The organism is Dyadobacter sediminis (genome assembly GCF_005860765.1).
Classification (GTDB): Bacteria; Bacteroidota; Bacteroidia; order Cytophagales; family Spirosomataceae; genus Dyadobacter; species Dyadobacter sediminis.
Genome location: NZ_VCEI01000021.1, coordinates 1,080,198 through 1,095,690, shown reverse-complemented (window position 1 = coordinate 1,095,690; position 15,493 = coordinate 1,080,198). Strand labels below are relative to the sequence as shown.

Below are 15,493 nucleotides of genomic sequence, written 5' to 3'. Positions count from 1 at the left end.
TTCTTATGATTAGGAAAAGCGTTTACTACGGCGCAGGATCGCGTTGATCTTTGCGTGTACTTCCATTGGATTGAACGGTTTGACCATAAAATCATCCGCGCCAAGGTTCAGGCACTGAATGCGTTCGCTGCTTTCGTCCGATCCGGAAAGAATAATGATGGGAATCTCGGAATACAGGTTGCTGGCTTTCGCAACTTTCAGGAATTCCTTGCCGCTAAGATTCGGCATGTGCAAATCTGCGATGATGAGGTCCGTATGGTTTCCCTGTTCGAGCCAGAGCATTCCTTCCGAACCATCATTTTTGACCACTACATTAAAATCCTTTTTAAGAAAATGTTCCAGAATTTTGGTAATGCTGGGTTCATCGTCCAAAATCAACAGATCTTTTTTATCGCTCATGGGTTTGTAAATATTTCAGATATTCGGATGATCGTTTATGCCGGTTAAATCAAAGTTTTATTAAATGAGTCAAGTGCGTGATGTCCGAAAAATATCCGGTACAAAATGATCATTGCGTAGAATTAATAACAAGAATGCTCAATAGCTATTTTACGCTTCTTTAATTTTAAGAGCTTTCAACTGAATGGCCCGCTCCCTTGTTTCAAGTTACAACTTGACTCGATTTATTTGTAAATAATAAAATTACGATGATTGCAGCCCGTATTCAGTAGTACAAGTTAATAGTAAAATTAATTATTCGTAACAACAAGTCAAAAATAAAATCGGAATTATTGGAAAATAATTAAAATAACTTCTACAAGTAAAAGATAACAGTTTGATAACTGCCCTTTTACCGGAAATGTGCGGATTAAAAAGTATTATTTCGTGAAGTGAATCATAACAATAACACGCTGACCGGCGCCTTTTCCGGCAGAAAGCCAGGCCGGACCATTCCGGACCAGGCCGATGGCGCGATTGGTCAAGGTGCTGTCGCCGATTGCAGAAAACCGGGTGAGTTTGCCGTCAGGCTGCACTGTGAAAGTAACGGTCACAACCGCATTGATCCCGGCCGAAACGGCATTTTTTTCAAGGTAATCCTGATAATTTTTCCAGCCTTTTTCCGGCATGGCGCCGTCTGACGATCGGAAAGAAACTTGTTTTTCAGCAGTCATCGGAGCGGCTGCAACTTGTATTTCATTTTCACTCCTTTGCTGTTCGCCGGCCGCGTCTGCCATATTTGCATTATCCGCAGAATCCGATGCGCTGTTTTCGTCCGCCGGAACAATAGCGGAAAGCTTTTCGGATTCCCGATGCCGGCTGATTATTCTTTCGGATACTGAACCGTGTTCCGATCCTGCTTTGTCGGCGGATGCAATGCGGCTACTTTCGTCCTTTAAAATTTGCTGCTGACGCGGCACGGTTTCCGCAAAAAGAGATTCTTTTTCGTAGCGATCCGCTACAATGCTGTTTTCGACTGTGGAGGAATTTGTTATGCGGTCTGTTTCCGGTTTGTTTTCCGTTGGCGGCGACGGACTCTTCAAACTTAGCGGGGCATCTGGGGTAATCCGTTCTTCCTGTTCATTGGCATCTGGATATTCTGGCACTTCCCTTGCGGAAAACTGCTTTTCGGATGGATTTTTCTGCATTTTTGGTCCAGTCAGAAAAGTCGTCCAGAGGATACCGATACTGATAAACAAGGAAGCCGCTGCGCCATAAGCCCAAACCGGAACAAACCGTTTACGCGCAGTACCGAGCCGGTTTTCCAGCTTCCGGTTTAATTCCTGCCCAACAGCCGGTAAATCCATTTTATCTTCTTCCAGTGCCAGAAATCCTGCATATGCTGCTGCGGAGAAAGCATCTTCAAGTAACTGTTTCTCAAACGCATGCTGTTCTTCATAAGACATTTCGCCCTGCTGATACCGGCGAAAATCTTCTGAACCGAACGGACGTAATTTATCAGGCTTTTTCATCTTTTTCCATGCAGATTTTAAGGTTCCGCTTTCCGTTCTGGATGCAGCTTTTCACTTTGTTCAGATCAAAACCGGTTTCCGCGCTGATTTCCCGGTAACATTTTTCCTGCATGTAAAACTTCTCAATCGCAGTCCTTTGTTCTTTTGCCAGTGCGTTCATGCAACTCTCAAGTACCGTAAATTTCGCATCTGCTTTCTCGTGTGCTTCATACGCGTTACCCGGAATTTCTGCCTGATTTTCATCCAGTTCTTCGGTTGTTACAAAAACCCGTTTTGCACGGATCTGCATAAGGCAGTAATTCCGTGCAACGGCATGGAGCCAGCTTCTGAAATGATCGACTTCATGCGTTTTCAGATCAGTGATTATTTTTTCAAAAATCTGCATCACAGCGTCCTTGCTTTCGGCCTCTTCGCGCAGGTATTTATAGCAAACGGCGAACACCATTTCCATATACGGCTGATACAAAGCGCCTAAAAGCTGTATATCTCCGGTAAGGCGATACAAGGAAAGCTGTTCCGCTTCTGAAAACGAAGGATCCTTTCTGCCCTGAAACCATTTTAAAAACTTCACACGCGCGTACTTAAAAGAACAACTTCCATTTGCCTGCTGCTTATTGATGCAGTTTCACCAAAATTCCATAAATTTTTTTTGAAATAAGTATGGAATTAGCAGCCGGCATGCATCCTGTCTGTAAACAAAATCACGATTGGCCATGAAAAGAAACCTGATTGCACTATTCTCTTTGATCCTTTGCGCATTTGCCTTGCTTCCGTCCCGAAAAATCACGGGAACCGTTTTGAACTCCGCACTCGAACCCATGAAGGAAGTTCAGGTAATGGCCAAAGGCACTTCTGTTTCCACAAATACCGATTCACTGGGCAAATTCGAAATTACGGTTCCTGTTTATGCAAAAGTACTGGTCTTCAACATGGAAGGTTATTTTACGCAGGAAATCAAACTGGATTCCAGCTCCGTGTTGCAGGTGATTTTAGAAAATATGGTCCTGAGACCGGAGCAGTTTAAAGTCATACATGAAGAACTGGAAATCGAAGAAACCGCTGTTGCAGATTATCAAAAATCCGAAAATGTCGCCACCATCATGGCTGCAAGTCCGATGTATGCCCCGCGTTCGCAATCGTTGAAGCAGCGGACCACTACGGAAAGTTACAGTCCGATCACTGAAAAAGGATTTCAATATGCAGAACGCGAGCCGGTGACTACTTTTTCAGCGGATGTGGACCGGGCGGCATACAGCAACGTGCGCCGCTTCCTGAATTCGGGACAAATGCCGCCAGTTGACGCTGTCCGGATCGAGGAAATGATCAATTACTTTGCGTATGAGTATGCGCAGCCAAAGGACGAACATCCATTGTCTGTCAAAACCGAACTGACCGATTCTCCGTGGAATCCCGGTCTCAAATTGCTGCACATCGGGCTTCAGGCCAAATCCGTTTCGACCAAAGAACTGCCCGCTTCCAATCTGGTTTTCCTGATCGACGTTTCGGGTTCCATGTCGGATGAAAACAAGCTTCCATTATTGCAGCAGGCGTTCAAGCTGCTAACCGATCAGCTGAGGTCGCAGGATAAAATTTCCATCGTCGCTTATGCCGGGGCCGCCGGCGTCATTCTTCCGCCAACTGCAGGAAATGAAAACATGAAAATCCGGGAAGCACTGGAAAATCTGGAAGCCGGCGGCTCTACAGCCGGCGGCGAAGGCATCGAACTGGCTTACAAGCTGGCAAAGGAAAATTTTCTGCCCAAGGGAAATAACCGCGTTATTTTGGCTACGGACGGCGATTTCAACGTCGGGGTTTCCAGTGAAAGCGATCTGCAGAAACTTATTGAGGAAAAACGAAAAGACGGCATTTTCCTGAGTGTCATGGGTTTCGGAATGGGCAATTACAAAGACAGCCAGATGGAAACACTCGCGGATAAAGGCAATGGAAATTATGCTTACATCGACAACATTCAGGAAGCACGAAAGGAATTTGTAGAGGAATTTGGCGGAACGCTTTTCACAGTTGCCAAAGATGTAAAATTCCAGATCGAGTTCAATCCGCAGCATGTGCAGGCTTACCGGCTGATCGGCTATGAAAACCGCGCTTTACAGAATGAAGATTTCAACAACGATAAAAAAGATGCCGGAGAAATGGGCGCCGGACATACGGTAACGGCTTTGTACGAAATTATTCCCACAGGCTTTAAGAGCGATTACATTTCACAAACCGATGCGTTGAAATACCAGAAGAAAAACCCTTCCGCAACCGAAAAGTCGGATGAAATGCTAACGTTGAAAATCAGGTACAAAAATCCGGATGATGAAAAAAGCCGCTTGTTTGACCTGCCTGTAAAAAACCTGAACGCACCCTTTGCTGCGGCTTCCGAAAACCTTCGCTTTGCTGCTTCAGTAGCAGAATTCGGCCTGCTGCTTCGGAATTCGGAATATAAAGGAAGTGCTTCGTATCGGACTGTAATCCAAAATGCCAAAAATGCTTTGGGAAAAGACGAGGAAGGTTATCGTTCAGAATTTATAAAGCTGGTAAAAACCGCTGAATTGCTGGATAACAACCAAAAAACGGTTTCGAAAAACAAGGAATGAAAATCACTTTTGCAATGCATAACAGTCTGTGCGGCGTATTTTACTTTGCCGCACAGATTGTTGTTTTTACGAAGCTGTATTTACAAATGATGGATTGCCCGCAGTTACTTATCTGCGAAAATGTTTTTCAGCCATTCAAGGCTTTATGAATCAGTTGTTTTCCTTCATTGCTGTATTGCAGCGACAGCGCCGTTTCTCTGCCGGAATCGCTCATTTTCGCCCACGTTTTCCGCAGTATGTCAATCATTTTCTCCTCGCTTACCTTTGCAATCAGGTCATCAAACTGGTACTGAAGAAAAACCAGGCACAATGCATTTTCCATGGTCTGCACTTCGCTATCTGCCTTTATTTTCTGTTTGAGAATAATTTGCCGGACGCGGTCGGTTGTTTCCTTGTCATAACCTACCGAAGCCAGTATTTCCTCTGCTTTGTGCGCATGGAATTTCGCAAGATCGCTTCTCCATCTAAGATAACCCGCCCTTCCGTCCGGATATGAATCTCTGGCAATTTCCCACCTGCCGATATGCTGGCTTCTGGATGCCAGCAAAAGGCTTTCGCTTGCTTCGGGATCAAGCTTTTTTATCCATTCATATCGTTTTACCGCATAAAAATATTCAGCCGGATAATCCTCGCTTTCCCATTGCAGATGCTCGGGCGACTGCCGGTTGTATGCGTCAAAAAGTTCAAATGCTTTTGCAAGTTTGTCCATGAATGGCCGGTATATACATTGTGGTTAAAGTTATTTTGCTGCCTTGAATTTCAGGGCAATTCTTGTTACGCGCGGATAATCGTAGGCTGTGCTTTGCGTCTTCATTGTAAAAGAACTGCTGCTGACATCGTGTGGTTCAATGGTCCATTCGCCACTTTTCGCATGGGCATCTGCGGCTCCGACGGTGATATTGGCCTTGTTTTCTTTCCATTTCAGGATAAAAGGTTTTGATTCTCCTTTGAAAACCCCTGAAAACGTGCCGTCCTTTTTCAGTTCTACGGTCTCCATATACCTTTCAAAGTCAATGCCGCCGAATTGCTGCGTTAGTTTACCCTCTTTAAAAGTAATGGCGTCATTGACAGAAATCTCGTCAATGCGCCATTGGGATTGGTTCATTAATATGGAAGCTGCTTCCTGCACATTGTCCGCCGACTGACTGCAGGCGGACAATGTGAGCAGGAACAGAAATATGCATTTTCTTTGAACGGTCATTTTCCAGATTATACGTGTTTGTACAAATATAATCACATCATTGAAAGTCCGTCACAAGAATGCATTGTTGTTATTGTTGTCACCGGAAACCAGAATCCTGGTTCCATTGCATTTTCTGAATTCTTCGGCAAGGCTTTCCTTGTTCAGGTGACTTTTAACTTCCACGCTGATGATGATACCGCCCTGCTTGATTTTATCTTCATAATAATCCACATCGTCTTTCGGATAACCGGAACCAATGATGGCACCGATGGTTCCGCCTGCCAATCCGCCTGCAGCAGCTCCGGTAAGTCCGGCCAGTAACGGGCCGGCCAGAACAAGCCCTACGCCGGGCAATACCAGGTTTGTACCGATTGCAGCAATGACGGTGAGCACGGCGCCGGCGGCGCCTCCTACTATAGCGCCACGCTTCGCATCACCGGCTGCATGTGTTTCTGCCGGATGTTCTTCGAGATCATCTTCAGATTTGTTTTCCGGCCTGGCCATCACTACAGAGATTTCGTCCCGGTCATATCCTTTTTCAAGGAGTGTAGTAAATATATGGTCGGCATCTTTGTGGGTTTCAAACAAGCCGGTTACTTTTTCCGATTTAACATGTACACTTTCCATAACAGTCCTTTTTTAAGCGTTATAAAACGGGTGATGAACTAAAATTCCATGCCATTACATACTTAATCCCGGTTGAACAAAACCGTCAGGTCTGCCAGAAACTTTTCGGCATCCTTGGTAACCTGACCCGGTGTCAACCGCCATGCCCAGTTGTTTTCGCTTGATCCCGGACTGTTCATTTTGGTGGACTCGTCCAGATTCAGAACATCCTGCATCGGCAGTATAGCTGCTTTGGCAACTGAAGAATAAGCCATGCGCGCCATAGCGACATAAAAATTTTCTTCATTGACCGAGGCTGAAATGTAGTTTTCAATACGCGCTTTCATATCGTCATCCACCGCCTGCCGGAACCATCCCCGTATGGTGTTGTTGTCGTGCGTTCCGGTATAAACTATAAAGTTGGGCGTGAAATTATGAGGTATATGATCCGACTGCGGCATATTTTCATCAAAAGCGAACTGCAGTACTTTCATACCGGGCAACGCAAATTTGTCGCGCAGCCTGAATACTGCCGGGCTTACTTCTCCAAGATCTTCCGCTATGAACGGCAGTCCGCCCAATGCTGCTTCTATTTTCTTGAAGAAATCTTCATCAGGCCCGAGTTTCCATTCTCCTTTTACAGCCGTCTTTTCACCGCCCGGCACTTCCCAGTAATCTGCAAAAGCCCTGAAATGGTCAAGCCGCACGATATCGAACAGTTCGATGTTTTTTGCCAGCCGTTCGATCCACCATTGGTATCCCTGCTGTTTGAGTGCTCCCCAGTTAAACACAGGCATTCCCCAAAGCTGGCCGTCATCCGAAAACGCATCCGGCGGAACGCCCGCAATACCGGTTATTTTTCCATTTTCATCCACACAGAAGAATTCCGGATTTGACCATACATCTGCCGAATCATAGCTGACATAGAAAGGCATGTCGCCCAGCAGCTGAATATTCAAGCCGTTGCAGTATTTGCGCAGGCTTTTCCACTGCTTGTCAAAAATGTACTGCTGCCACTTCACAAACCGGATGTGTTCTGCTTCTGTTTTTTCCAGTTCGTCCAGTGCAGGCTGATCTCGCTTCCGGTATTCATCCGGCCATTCGTACCAGGGCTGTGTTTCATGTTTGGCTTTCAGTACCATGTACACGGCAAAATCATGCAGCCATTCTGTATTTTTTTCACAAAAGGCTTCGAAATGCTTTTCCTCTTCTGAATCCTGCAGTTCGTTGAACTTGTTGAATGCTTCCTGCAACAGCTCGTTTTTTATTTTGGCAGCCTGATCATAATCCGCTTCTCCGGTATCGGGTAAATGGTATTCCTGCAATTTTTCACGATCCAGCAAACCGTCTTCGGCCAAAAGCTCCGGACTCACCAGCAACGGATTGCCTGCACGGCTTGAAAGCGCGCTGTACGGAGAATTGGCCTGTGCGGCTTCCACCGGATTCAGCGGCAGCATTTGCCATAACTTCTGATTGCTCCTGCCCAGGAAATCGGCAAACGCGTAGGATTCCGGTCCCATGTCACCAATTCCGAAAGGCGATGCCAGCGAACTGATGTGCAGCAAAACACCCGCCATGCGCTCATTGTCCAGTTTTGTTCCTTTCAGTACGGCAAATGGCAGTTCCCTGAAAATGTCGCTCATGTTGATCTTGCCCTGGAATTCCAGTTTTTCTTCGCTGAAAACATTGTCCCATTCCAGTGAAAGGTTGTCCGGCATGACGATCAGCGTATCTTTCCAGTCGATATCAAAGAAGCTTTTTTGCTGTTCCCTGCATATAACGGCGGCATGCAGCGGCACGATCACAATGTAGTAATCTTTCTTCTGCTTGCGCGCAAATGCCAGAATATGATCTTTGTACGCACCTCGCATTTTCAGAGGGATATAATCTCCTTTAGTAAAGAGAAGCGGGTTTTCCCTGCGCAGCTTGAACAAATGCTGTGTCAGCCAGAGTTTGATCTGTGCATTGTTGCGGTCGTCCCAGAGTTTTTCCAGCAGCCTGTCTGCATCGTAATCGTCCAGTTCTTTCAGCCATTGTTCCCTTTTGGCAAAATCAACCGGACGGCGGTTGTCCGGATCTACCAAACTGAAATCCCAGAGTTCGCAGCCCTGATAAACATCCGGGATGCCGGGACATGTAAATTTCAGCACAAGCTGAACCAGTGAATTGATGATGCCGTAATCCGCTATTTCCGCGTTAAATGCCGTGAAGTTGTCGAAGAACGGGTGTTCCTTGTTCAGCAGCTGATCCGCAAACTTCATTACGCTGCTTTCGTAAGCTTCATTCGGCTCCGACCAGTTGGTTTCCGTCTTGGCTTCGCGAAGTGCTTTCTGAAGGTATTCTCCAAGTCTTTGCTGAAAGTTGTCTTCATCTTCGCCCTGCATCGGATAAGCGCCTGCAAGCGTCTGGTAAATCAGGTATTCATCGTTCGCAGTCGGCCCGGCCTGATCTTTTTTCAAATCAGCGTTCAGCGCCGTCCATTCCTTTACCTTGGCAATCCATTCTTCACCAATATCCGTCAGTACATTAAGCCTTGCGCGTACGTCCTCGCCTCTTTTTGTATCTTGCGTGGATGTCGCATTCAGTGCCAGCGGCCAGTCTTTCTGGCGCTGACGCATGCTTTGATGAAAATCCTTGATGCTCATACCGAAACGGTCCGGAAAGTCGCCGACATCGTTATGTCCGATAAAGCGGTTGTATGTATACATCAGCGTGTCTTCTCCGCCTTTTGCCATCAGCGGTCCGGAGAACTGCATCAGCCTCTGGTAGAATTCCAGTGCCTTTGCCTGATATGCTTCATCCCCGCCAGCTGTTTTTTTCAGGATACTTTCTTCCAGAAAAGCAATGGTTTCCGTCAGGTCTTCATGATGCTCGCGGACGTCTTCAAAAATGGCCTGGATTTCCAGCGTTTCCGTTTCAGACAGCGGCATGTTGTTTCCATAATAGCGGTAAACAGGGCAGTGGATCAAAAATTCACCGATTGTCTTTTTAAGGTTGTCCTTTCCGATTCTTTCTATGGTGTCCTGATCTGCAAGCTGAAGCTCCACAAAAAGCTGATACAGGTTTTCCAGTTCACCGCCCATATGGTTGTAAAGGATATCGGATTTCTTGTTCAGCAGATTGGAACGTACGGATTCCTTGTTGCCGGTCAGTTCGCTGTAATAATCGGAGAAAACCTGTTCTGCCTGGCTGTTTGTTAGCAGGTTGTTTAAAGTAGCAAGAAATTCGTATCCGGTTGTTCCTTCGATCGGCCAGGAAGCGGGAAGGTCTTCGTGCTTTTCAAGGATTTTTTCGGCAACGATGTAGGTGTCTTCACCGGTCAGTGCTCTTATTTGTTCAAGGTATGCCGCCGGATCGTACAAGCCATCGATATGGTCAATGCGGATGCCCTGAAAAATGCCTTCGTCCAGCAGCGTTTTGATATAACGGTGATAATGCTCAAAAACATTTTCGTCCTGGATATTAAGGCAAATCAGACCGTTTACCGTAAAAAACCTTCTGAAACTGATCTGCGCCTCCGTATGCCTCCAGTAGCAAAGCCTGTATTCCTGCTGTGCGGCAAGTGCTTTCAGCTTTTCCTTGTCGCCGCTGATCTGTTCCAGCCGTGCCGTGATATAGTTTTTCACCATATCGTTTTTCATCAGCGAAGCAAGCTGAAGCAGCAGCTCGTTCCATCTTTCGGAAAATACTTTCGGATCTTCCACTTCATGGATTTCGTTCAGCTGTGATATAAATTGCCCGATTGTCTGCGGGCCCTCCTCTTCGCCTGCATTCAGAATGGTGATGTACGATTTCAGGTTGACCGGGAAAGAAGTTCCTTCATAGGTAAGCACCAGTCGGCCGTCTACAAATTCAGTCTTCAGTTTGCCATCCTCGATCACTTCGTCCAGTTCCTTGCCCAGAAACGGCACCATCATTTTTCCGCGAAACAGTTTGCTGTTGCCCGGCATGTCAAAATAAGTGGCATACACGGACTGCTTCCCTTTTTCAAGCACATCCATCAGCCACGGATTGGTGAAATGAAATGCCATATGGTTGGGTACGATGTCCTGCAACCATTTTATTTCCAGTTTTTTAAGACTGCTGCTGAGTTCCCGGAGCTGATCTTCGGTTCCGATTTCAGGATCAATGACGGACGGATTCACACCGTCGTAGCCATGCGTGCTGCCGGGTGTGGATTCCAGGATCGGTGAAGCGTAAATGGTTCCCACTCCCAGCTTCTGGAAGTAAGGAATCCATTTTTCGAAATCGGTAAAAGAAAATGCTTTATGAAATTGTATGCGGTAAGTAGCTGTAAGATTATTCATAATAAGTCGGAATGATTCTTTGCTTGCATATTAAATACTGTGCCAGTACAAGAATGGTCCGCGCAGGAAAATGAAGAATTTACATATTCAGAAGGGATTTTAAAACCGGGATTTCCAATGGTTTGGAAAGCAGCTGTATAATAAACGGGTTGGCAGTAGCTTCTTCCATATCCGTTCTGTCCACCGTGGAAGAGATCATGAAAACCTTGATCCTTGCCCTTAATTCGTCCGCAAGATGTGCGTACTTCGCGATAAACTGGAACCCGTTGATCCCGGGCATCTGAAGATCCAGCAATATCACAGTCTCAGGCATTTCCGCGGGTTGTGTTTCAAGAAAATCAAGTGCAAGCTGTGCCGAACTAAATGTGATGACTTCTGTCGTCAATCCGCTTCTCAAAAGTAATTTCTCCTGAGTAAACAAATCAAAACTGCTATCATCAATCAGAAGAAATTTCATGTACACGGGAAGGAAAGTTCTCTATAAAGCTATCTGCAAAGACCATCAAGTTCAATCAATTATTAAAAAATAATTTTTATTTCTACATTTATTGCCAATAGTAGAAATACTTCTTATTTCATTTCTATCTTTAATAAGAACAAATTTTTAATTCCAGCCTCAACAAGTAATATTTATTCAATCAAGGATAATGAAAGTATCTCTGCGGGCCGTTTTATTTTTTCTTGTTGTAAGTTACTGTTTACAGGCACAGGAAAAAAACCGTTCGTTCCGGCACCTCACCACAAACCAGGGCCTGTCGCAGAACAATGTGACGAGCATCCAGAAAGACCGCCGGGGTTTTATGTGGTTCGGAACACAGGACGGGCTGAATATTTATGACGGTTACAAATTTACTGTGTACCGCAATGAGCCGCACAATCCCGGAAGCCTCGGCCATAATTACGTACATACCATTTTTGAAGACAGCAAAGGAAGGCTCTGGATCGGCACCAATTACGGCGGCCTGAGCCTGTACAATCCCGAAACCGACCGCTTTACCAATTACACGCACAAGCCCGGCGACGACGCAAGCATCAGCCATAACAATGTAACTTCCATTGCCGAGGACAAGAACGGCAATCTGTGGATTGGTACCGGCGGCGGCGGGCTGAATTATTTCGACATTAAAAAAAGAACTTTCAGGCATTTTATTCATCATGAATCGGAGCCGTCGAGCCTGAGCGACAACTTTGTTATCGATGTACTGGTTACCAGCGACGGAGCAGTTTGGGCAGCAATGAAAAAGAAGGGGCTGGAAATGCTTTCTTCCGACGGCAGCCGTTTTACGCATTACATGTACGATCCGGCCGATCCGAAATCGTTGAGCAAAAATGAAATCAACAGTATTTATGAAGATGCCCAGCATCGTTTCTGGATTGCTACCGAAGGCGGCGGACTGAATCTGTTCAACAGAAGTGAAGGAAAGTTTACGGCTTACCAGCACGATGAAGCAGATCCGCAGAGTATTTCGCACAATGACGTCATTTCCCTTGCGCAGGATAAAAAAGGCAGATTATGGATCGGTACCCGGAACGGCGGGATCAATATTCTGGAAAAAAACGGTACTTTCAAAAAATATGCATTTGACCCTGCAATCAGCAGCGGGCTGAACAATGGCTCTATTTATTCGCTGCATTGTGACAACATCGGTACCATGTGGATCGGGACGTACAGCGGGGGCGTGAATGTAATGGATTACGAACCGCAGAAATTCAACCTCTACAGAAGCAATCCGAGCAGGAAGAACGGCCTCAACAATGACAATATACTCACCGTAACCGAAGACAGCGACGGCAAACTCTGGCTGGGAACGGACGGTGGCGGAATTAACGTCTGGGACAGGAAAACCGACCGGTTTACACATTATACTCACAATCCCTTGCAAGCCGAAAGTATTGCCAGCAACTTCATTATGTCGCTTTATGAAGACAAGGACAAAAAAATGTGGATCGGCAACTACAAAGGCGGACTGAGTATTTTCAACCGGGAAAAAGGCACTTTCCTGAACCTGAATGAAGACAGCAGCATCCGTGACGTCATTCCGTCCAACATTAATTCCATGATCGAGGGCAGCAACGGATTCATCTGGATCGGCACTTCCGCCGGACTTATCCGGTATGACAAGAAAGCGAGAACGTACATTGTTTATAACAGTAATGCTGTAAAACACGGACACATCAACAATGATATCATCAAATCGCTCTGCATTGACCGGAAAGGGAATTTGTGGATCGGGACAGAAGGCGGCGGGCTGAACCTCTTTAATGAAAAACAGAACACTTTTACGCATTATGCCAATAATGAAGACGATGAAAATTCCATCAGCAATAACCTGGTTAACTGTATTTATGAGGATAAGAAAGGCAATCTGTGGATCGGAACGAGCAACGGACTGAATCTCTTTAATCCGAAAACAGGAAATTTCAGAAGTTACCGGCAGAAAGACGGCCTTCCAAACAATGTAATCCAGGGAATAACGGAAGATTCGCGCGGAACGCTCTGGATCAGTACCAATTACGGCATTTCCAACTTCAATCCCGGAACAAGAACATTCCGCAACTTCGATAACAGCGACGGACTACAAGGTACTTCGTTCAACAGAATGTCGGTTTACAAAAATCAGGAAGGTTACATTTTTTTCGGCGGTCAAAACGGCTTCAACTTTTTTCATCCCGACAGCATTGCATACAACAATTACATTCCGCCTGTTTACATTACAGACTTTCAGATTTTCAATAAATCCGTCACACTGCATGACGCAGAGTCTCCGCTGAAAAAGCACATTACGGCCACCCAGGAAATTACGGTTTCCTACAAGGACCTCATGCTTTCCTTTGAATTTACTGCGCTGAACTACACCATATCCAGAAAAAATAAATATGCGTATAAACTGGAAGGTTTTGATAAAGACTGGATTTTTCCCGGAACTACCCGCCGTGCGACTTACACGAATCTGGATCCGGGCGACTATGTTTTCCGGGTAAAAGCCTCCAACAATGACGGCATCTGGAACGAAACCGGAACTTCTGTAAGGCTGCATATCATCCCGCCCTTCTGGCAAACCTGGTGGTTCCAAGGTGTCATGCTGCTGCTGGTCGCTGCGCTGATCATCGGTATATACCATTCCAGAATGGAGGGCGTCAAAAAACAGAAACTCGAACTGCTCAGTCAGGTTCAGGCAAGGACAAAAGAAGTGATCCGGCAAAAGCAGGTACTGGAAGAACAGGCGGAAAACCTGCACAAGCTGAACAGCGACCTGCAGAAAAAACACATTGAAGAGCAGCTCGCCAGAGAGGAAGCGGAACGCGCAAACCAGGCTAAAAGTGTGTTTCTGGCCACGATGAGCCATGAAATTCGGACGCCCATGAACGGTATACTGGGCATGGCTGCGCTGCTTTCTCAAACGGCCATGAACGAGGAGCAGGAAGAATATGCCGAAACCATCATGAGCTGCGGTGACGGCCTGCTGACGGTCATCAACGACATTCTGGATTTTTCCAAAATCGAGTCCGGCAATATGGAACTGGAAAACAAGCCATTCGACCTGCACGAGTGCATTGAAGAAGTGCTCGGCATCTTTTCGGGAAAGGCTTCCGATCTCGGGCTGGACCTTGTTTATCAGATTGCACCGGACGTTCCCGGCCAGATCGTCGGTGACAATCTGCGTCTGCGGCAGGTCCTGATCAATCTGGTCGGGAATGCAGTGAAATTTACACAGCAGGGCGAAATTCTTGTAAGTGTACAGAATGCAGGTATGAAAGATGACGGTATGATCGAACTGAAATTTCTGGTGCAGGATACAGGTATCGGCATTCCGCAGGACAAGCTTGACTTATTGTTCAAGGCATTTTCACAGGTTGATTCTTCGCATACCCGGAAGTACGGCGGTACCGGCCTTGGCTTGGTAATCAGCCAGCGGCTTGTTCAGTTAATGGGCGGGCATATCCATGCAGAAAGCTGGGATGGAAAAGGAACCGATTTTTATTTCAGTATACATACCAGAGCCAGTGAGCAGAAATTGCCGCAGTCTGCCGACAATGAAGCGCATGACATCGAAGGAAAACTCGTGCTGGTTGTAGATGACAACAAAACCAATCTCCGGATCATAGAGTCGCAGCTCCGGTACTGGAAACTGGTGCCGGTGCTGGCAGCATCGGGCCAGGCCGCGCTGGACCGCCTGGATCAGTACAAAAACATTGAACTGGTCATTACGGATCAGCACATGCCTGAAATGAACGGACTCGAATTAGGCGAAAAGATCAAAAGCAGGTTCCCCCAGCTTCCGATCGTGCTGCTCAGCTCGGTTGGTGACGTCGTACGCAAAAACAACTCGGACATTTTCCGCTCCATACTTACAAAACCCGTCAAACACCAGAAACTTGTCAAGGTAATCAGAAATGAACTTTCACAACGTTCTGGTGCAATCCAGCCGGACATTGCCAGCAAAAGCCAGCTTTCAAACAACTTTGCCGCAGATTTTCCACTCACCATTCTGATTGCCGAGGATAATCCCATCAACGAAAAACTGTTTGTAACGGTGCTGCGCAAGCTGGGCTACACAGCACAGGTTGTGCATAACGGTCGGGAAGCGCTGGAAACGGTACAAAGGCAAACTTTTGACCTGATTTTTATGGATGTTCAAATGCCGGAAATGGACGGACTGGAAGCAGCTTCGCTGATCAGGAAACTGGAAATCAAGCAACCGTTCATTGTTGCGGTTACGGCCAATGCCATGCCTGAAGACCGTGAAATCTGCATCAATGCCGGAATGGACGATTACATTTCAAAGCCGCTGCGGTACGATGACGTCAAAGCATCCCTTCAAAGTGCCTTTAACACGAAAAAGCCTTTGTACAAGTAATTTACATCTGCATGGCGGTCTGCTGTCC

Annotated in this window: 10 protein-coding genes; 2 read left to right on the top strand and 8 right to left on the bottom strand. The window is 46.3% G+C overall.

Annotated features, from left to right (window positions below):
• Nucleotides 1-9 precede the first annotated feature (9 nt).
• From FEM55_RS11755 to FEM55_RS11745, 3 genes are all read right to left on the bottom strand, one after another.
• On the bottom strand, nt 10-399 hold the full coding sequence (locus FEM55_RS11755; RefSeq protein WP_138281507.1) for a response regulator transcription factor: 390 nt from the start codon (nt 397-399) through the stop codon (nt 10-12).
• Between the two features lie 419 nt (nt 400-818).
• On the bottom strand, nt 819-1,910 hold the full coding sequence (locus FEM55_RS11750; RefSeq protein ID WP_138281506.1) for a hypothetical protein: 1,092 nt from the start codon (nt 1,908-1,910) through the stop codon (nt 819-821).
• A complete protein-coding gene (locus FEM55_RS11745; protein WP_138281505.1) occupies nt 1,897-2,481 on the bottom strand; it encodes an RNA polymerase sigma factor in 585 nt (194 codons plus the stop codon). Before FEM55_RS11745 ends, FEM55_RS11750 begins: the two co-directional genes overlap by 14 nt.
• 142 nt (nt 2,482-2,623) lie before the next feature.
• Between FEM55_RS11745 and FEM55_RS11740 the strand changes: the two genes are divergently transcribed.
• The gene (locus FEM55_RS11740) at nt 2,624-4,510 is read left to right on the top strand and encodes a vWA domain-containing protein (RefSeq protein WP_138281504.1); all 1,887 of its coding nucleotides are present in this window, start codon (nt 2,624-2,626) and stop codon (nt 4,508-4,510) included.
• 127 nt (nt 4,511-4,637) lie between these two features.
• Here the strand turns inward: FEM55_RS11740 and FEM55_RS11735 are convergent, their stop codons facing one another.
• The 5 genes from FEM55_RS11735 to FEM55_RS11715 form a co-directional block, all read right to left on the bottom strand.
• On the bottom strand, nt 4,638-5,219 hold the full coding sequence (locus FEM55_RS11735; protein ID WP_138281503.1) for a DUF4202 domain-containing protein: 582 nt from the start codon (nt 5,217-5,219) through the stop codon (nt 4,638-4,640).
• 30 nt (nt 5,220-5,249) lie between these two features.
• The gene (locus FEM55_RS11730; RefSeq protein WP_138281502.1) at nt 5,250-5,711 is read right to left on the bottom strand and encodes a hypothetical protein; all 462 of its coding nucleotides are present in this window, start codon (nt 5,709-5,711) and stop codon (nt 5,250-5,252) included.
• A 51-nt stretch (nt 5,712-5,762) separates the two neighbouring features.
• The gene (locus FEM55_RS11725; protein WP_138281501.1) at nt 5,763-6,320 is read right to left on the bottom strand and encodes a hypothetical protein; all 558 of its coding nucleotides are present in this window, start codon (nt 6,318-6,320) and stop codon (nt 5,763-5,765) included.
• 62 nt (nt 6,321-6,382) lie between these two features.
• Nucleotides 6,383-10,606 carry a malto-oligosyltrehalose synthase gene (gene treY, locus FEM55_RS11720; protein WP_138281500.1) on the bottom strand — a complete coding sequence of 1,408 codons (4,224 nt, stop codon included), beginning with the start codon at nt 10,604-10,606 and terminating at the stop codon, nt 6,383-6,385.
• A gap of 79 nt (nt 10,607-10,685) precedes the next feature.
• Nucleotides 10,686-11,063 (bottom strand): response regulator, encoded by a 378-nt coding sequence (locus FEM55_RS11715; RefSeq protein ID WP_138281499.1) that lies wholly within the window; start codon nt 11,061-11,063, stop codon nt 10,686-10,688.
• A 190-nt stretch (nt 11,064-11,253) separates the two neighbouring features.
• Between FEM55_RS11715 and FEM55_RS11710 the strand changes: the two genes are divergently transcribed.
• Nucleotides 11,254-15,465, top strand: a complete 4,212-nt coding sequence (locus tag FEM55_RS11710) for a hybrid sensor histidine kinase/response regulator (RefSeq protein WP_138281498.1) — start codon at nt 11,254-11,256, stop codon at nt 15,463-15,465.
• Nucleotides 15,466-15,493: the final 28 nt, after the last annotated feature.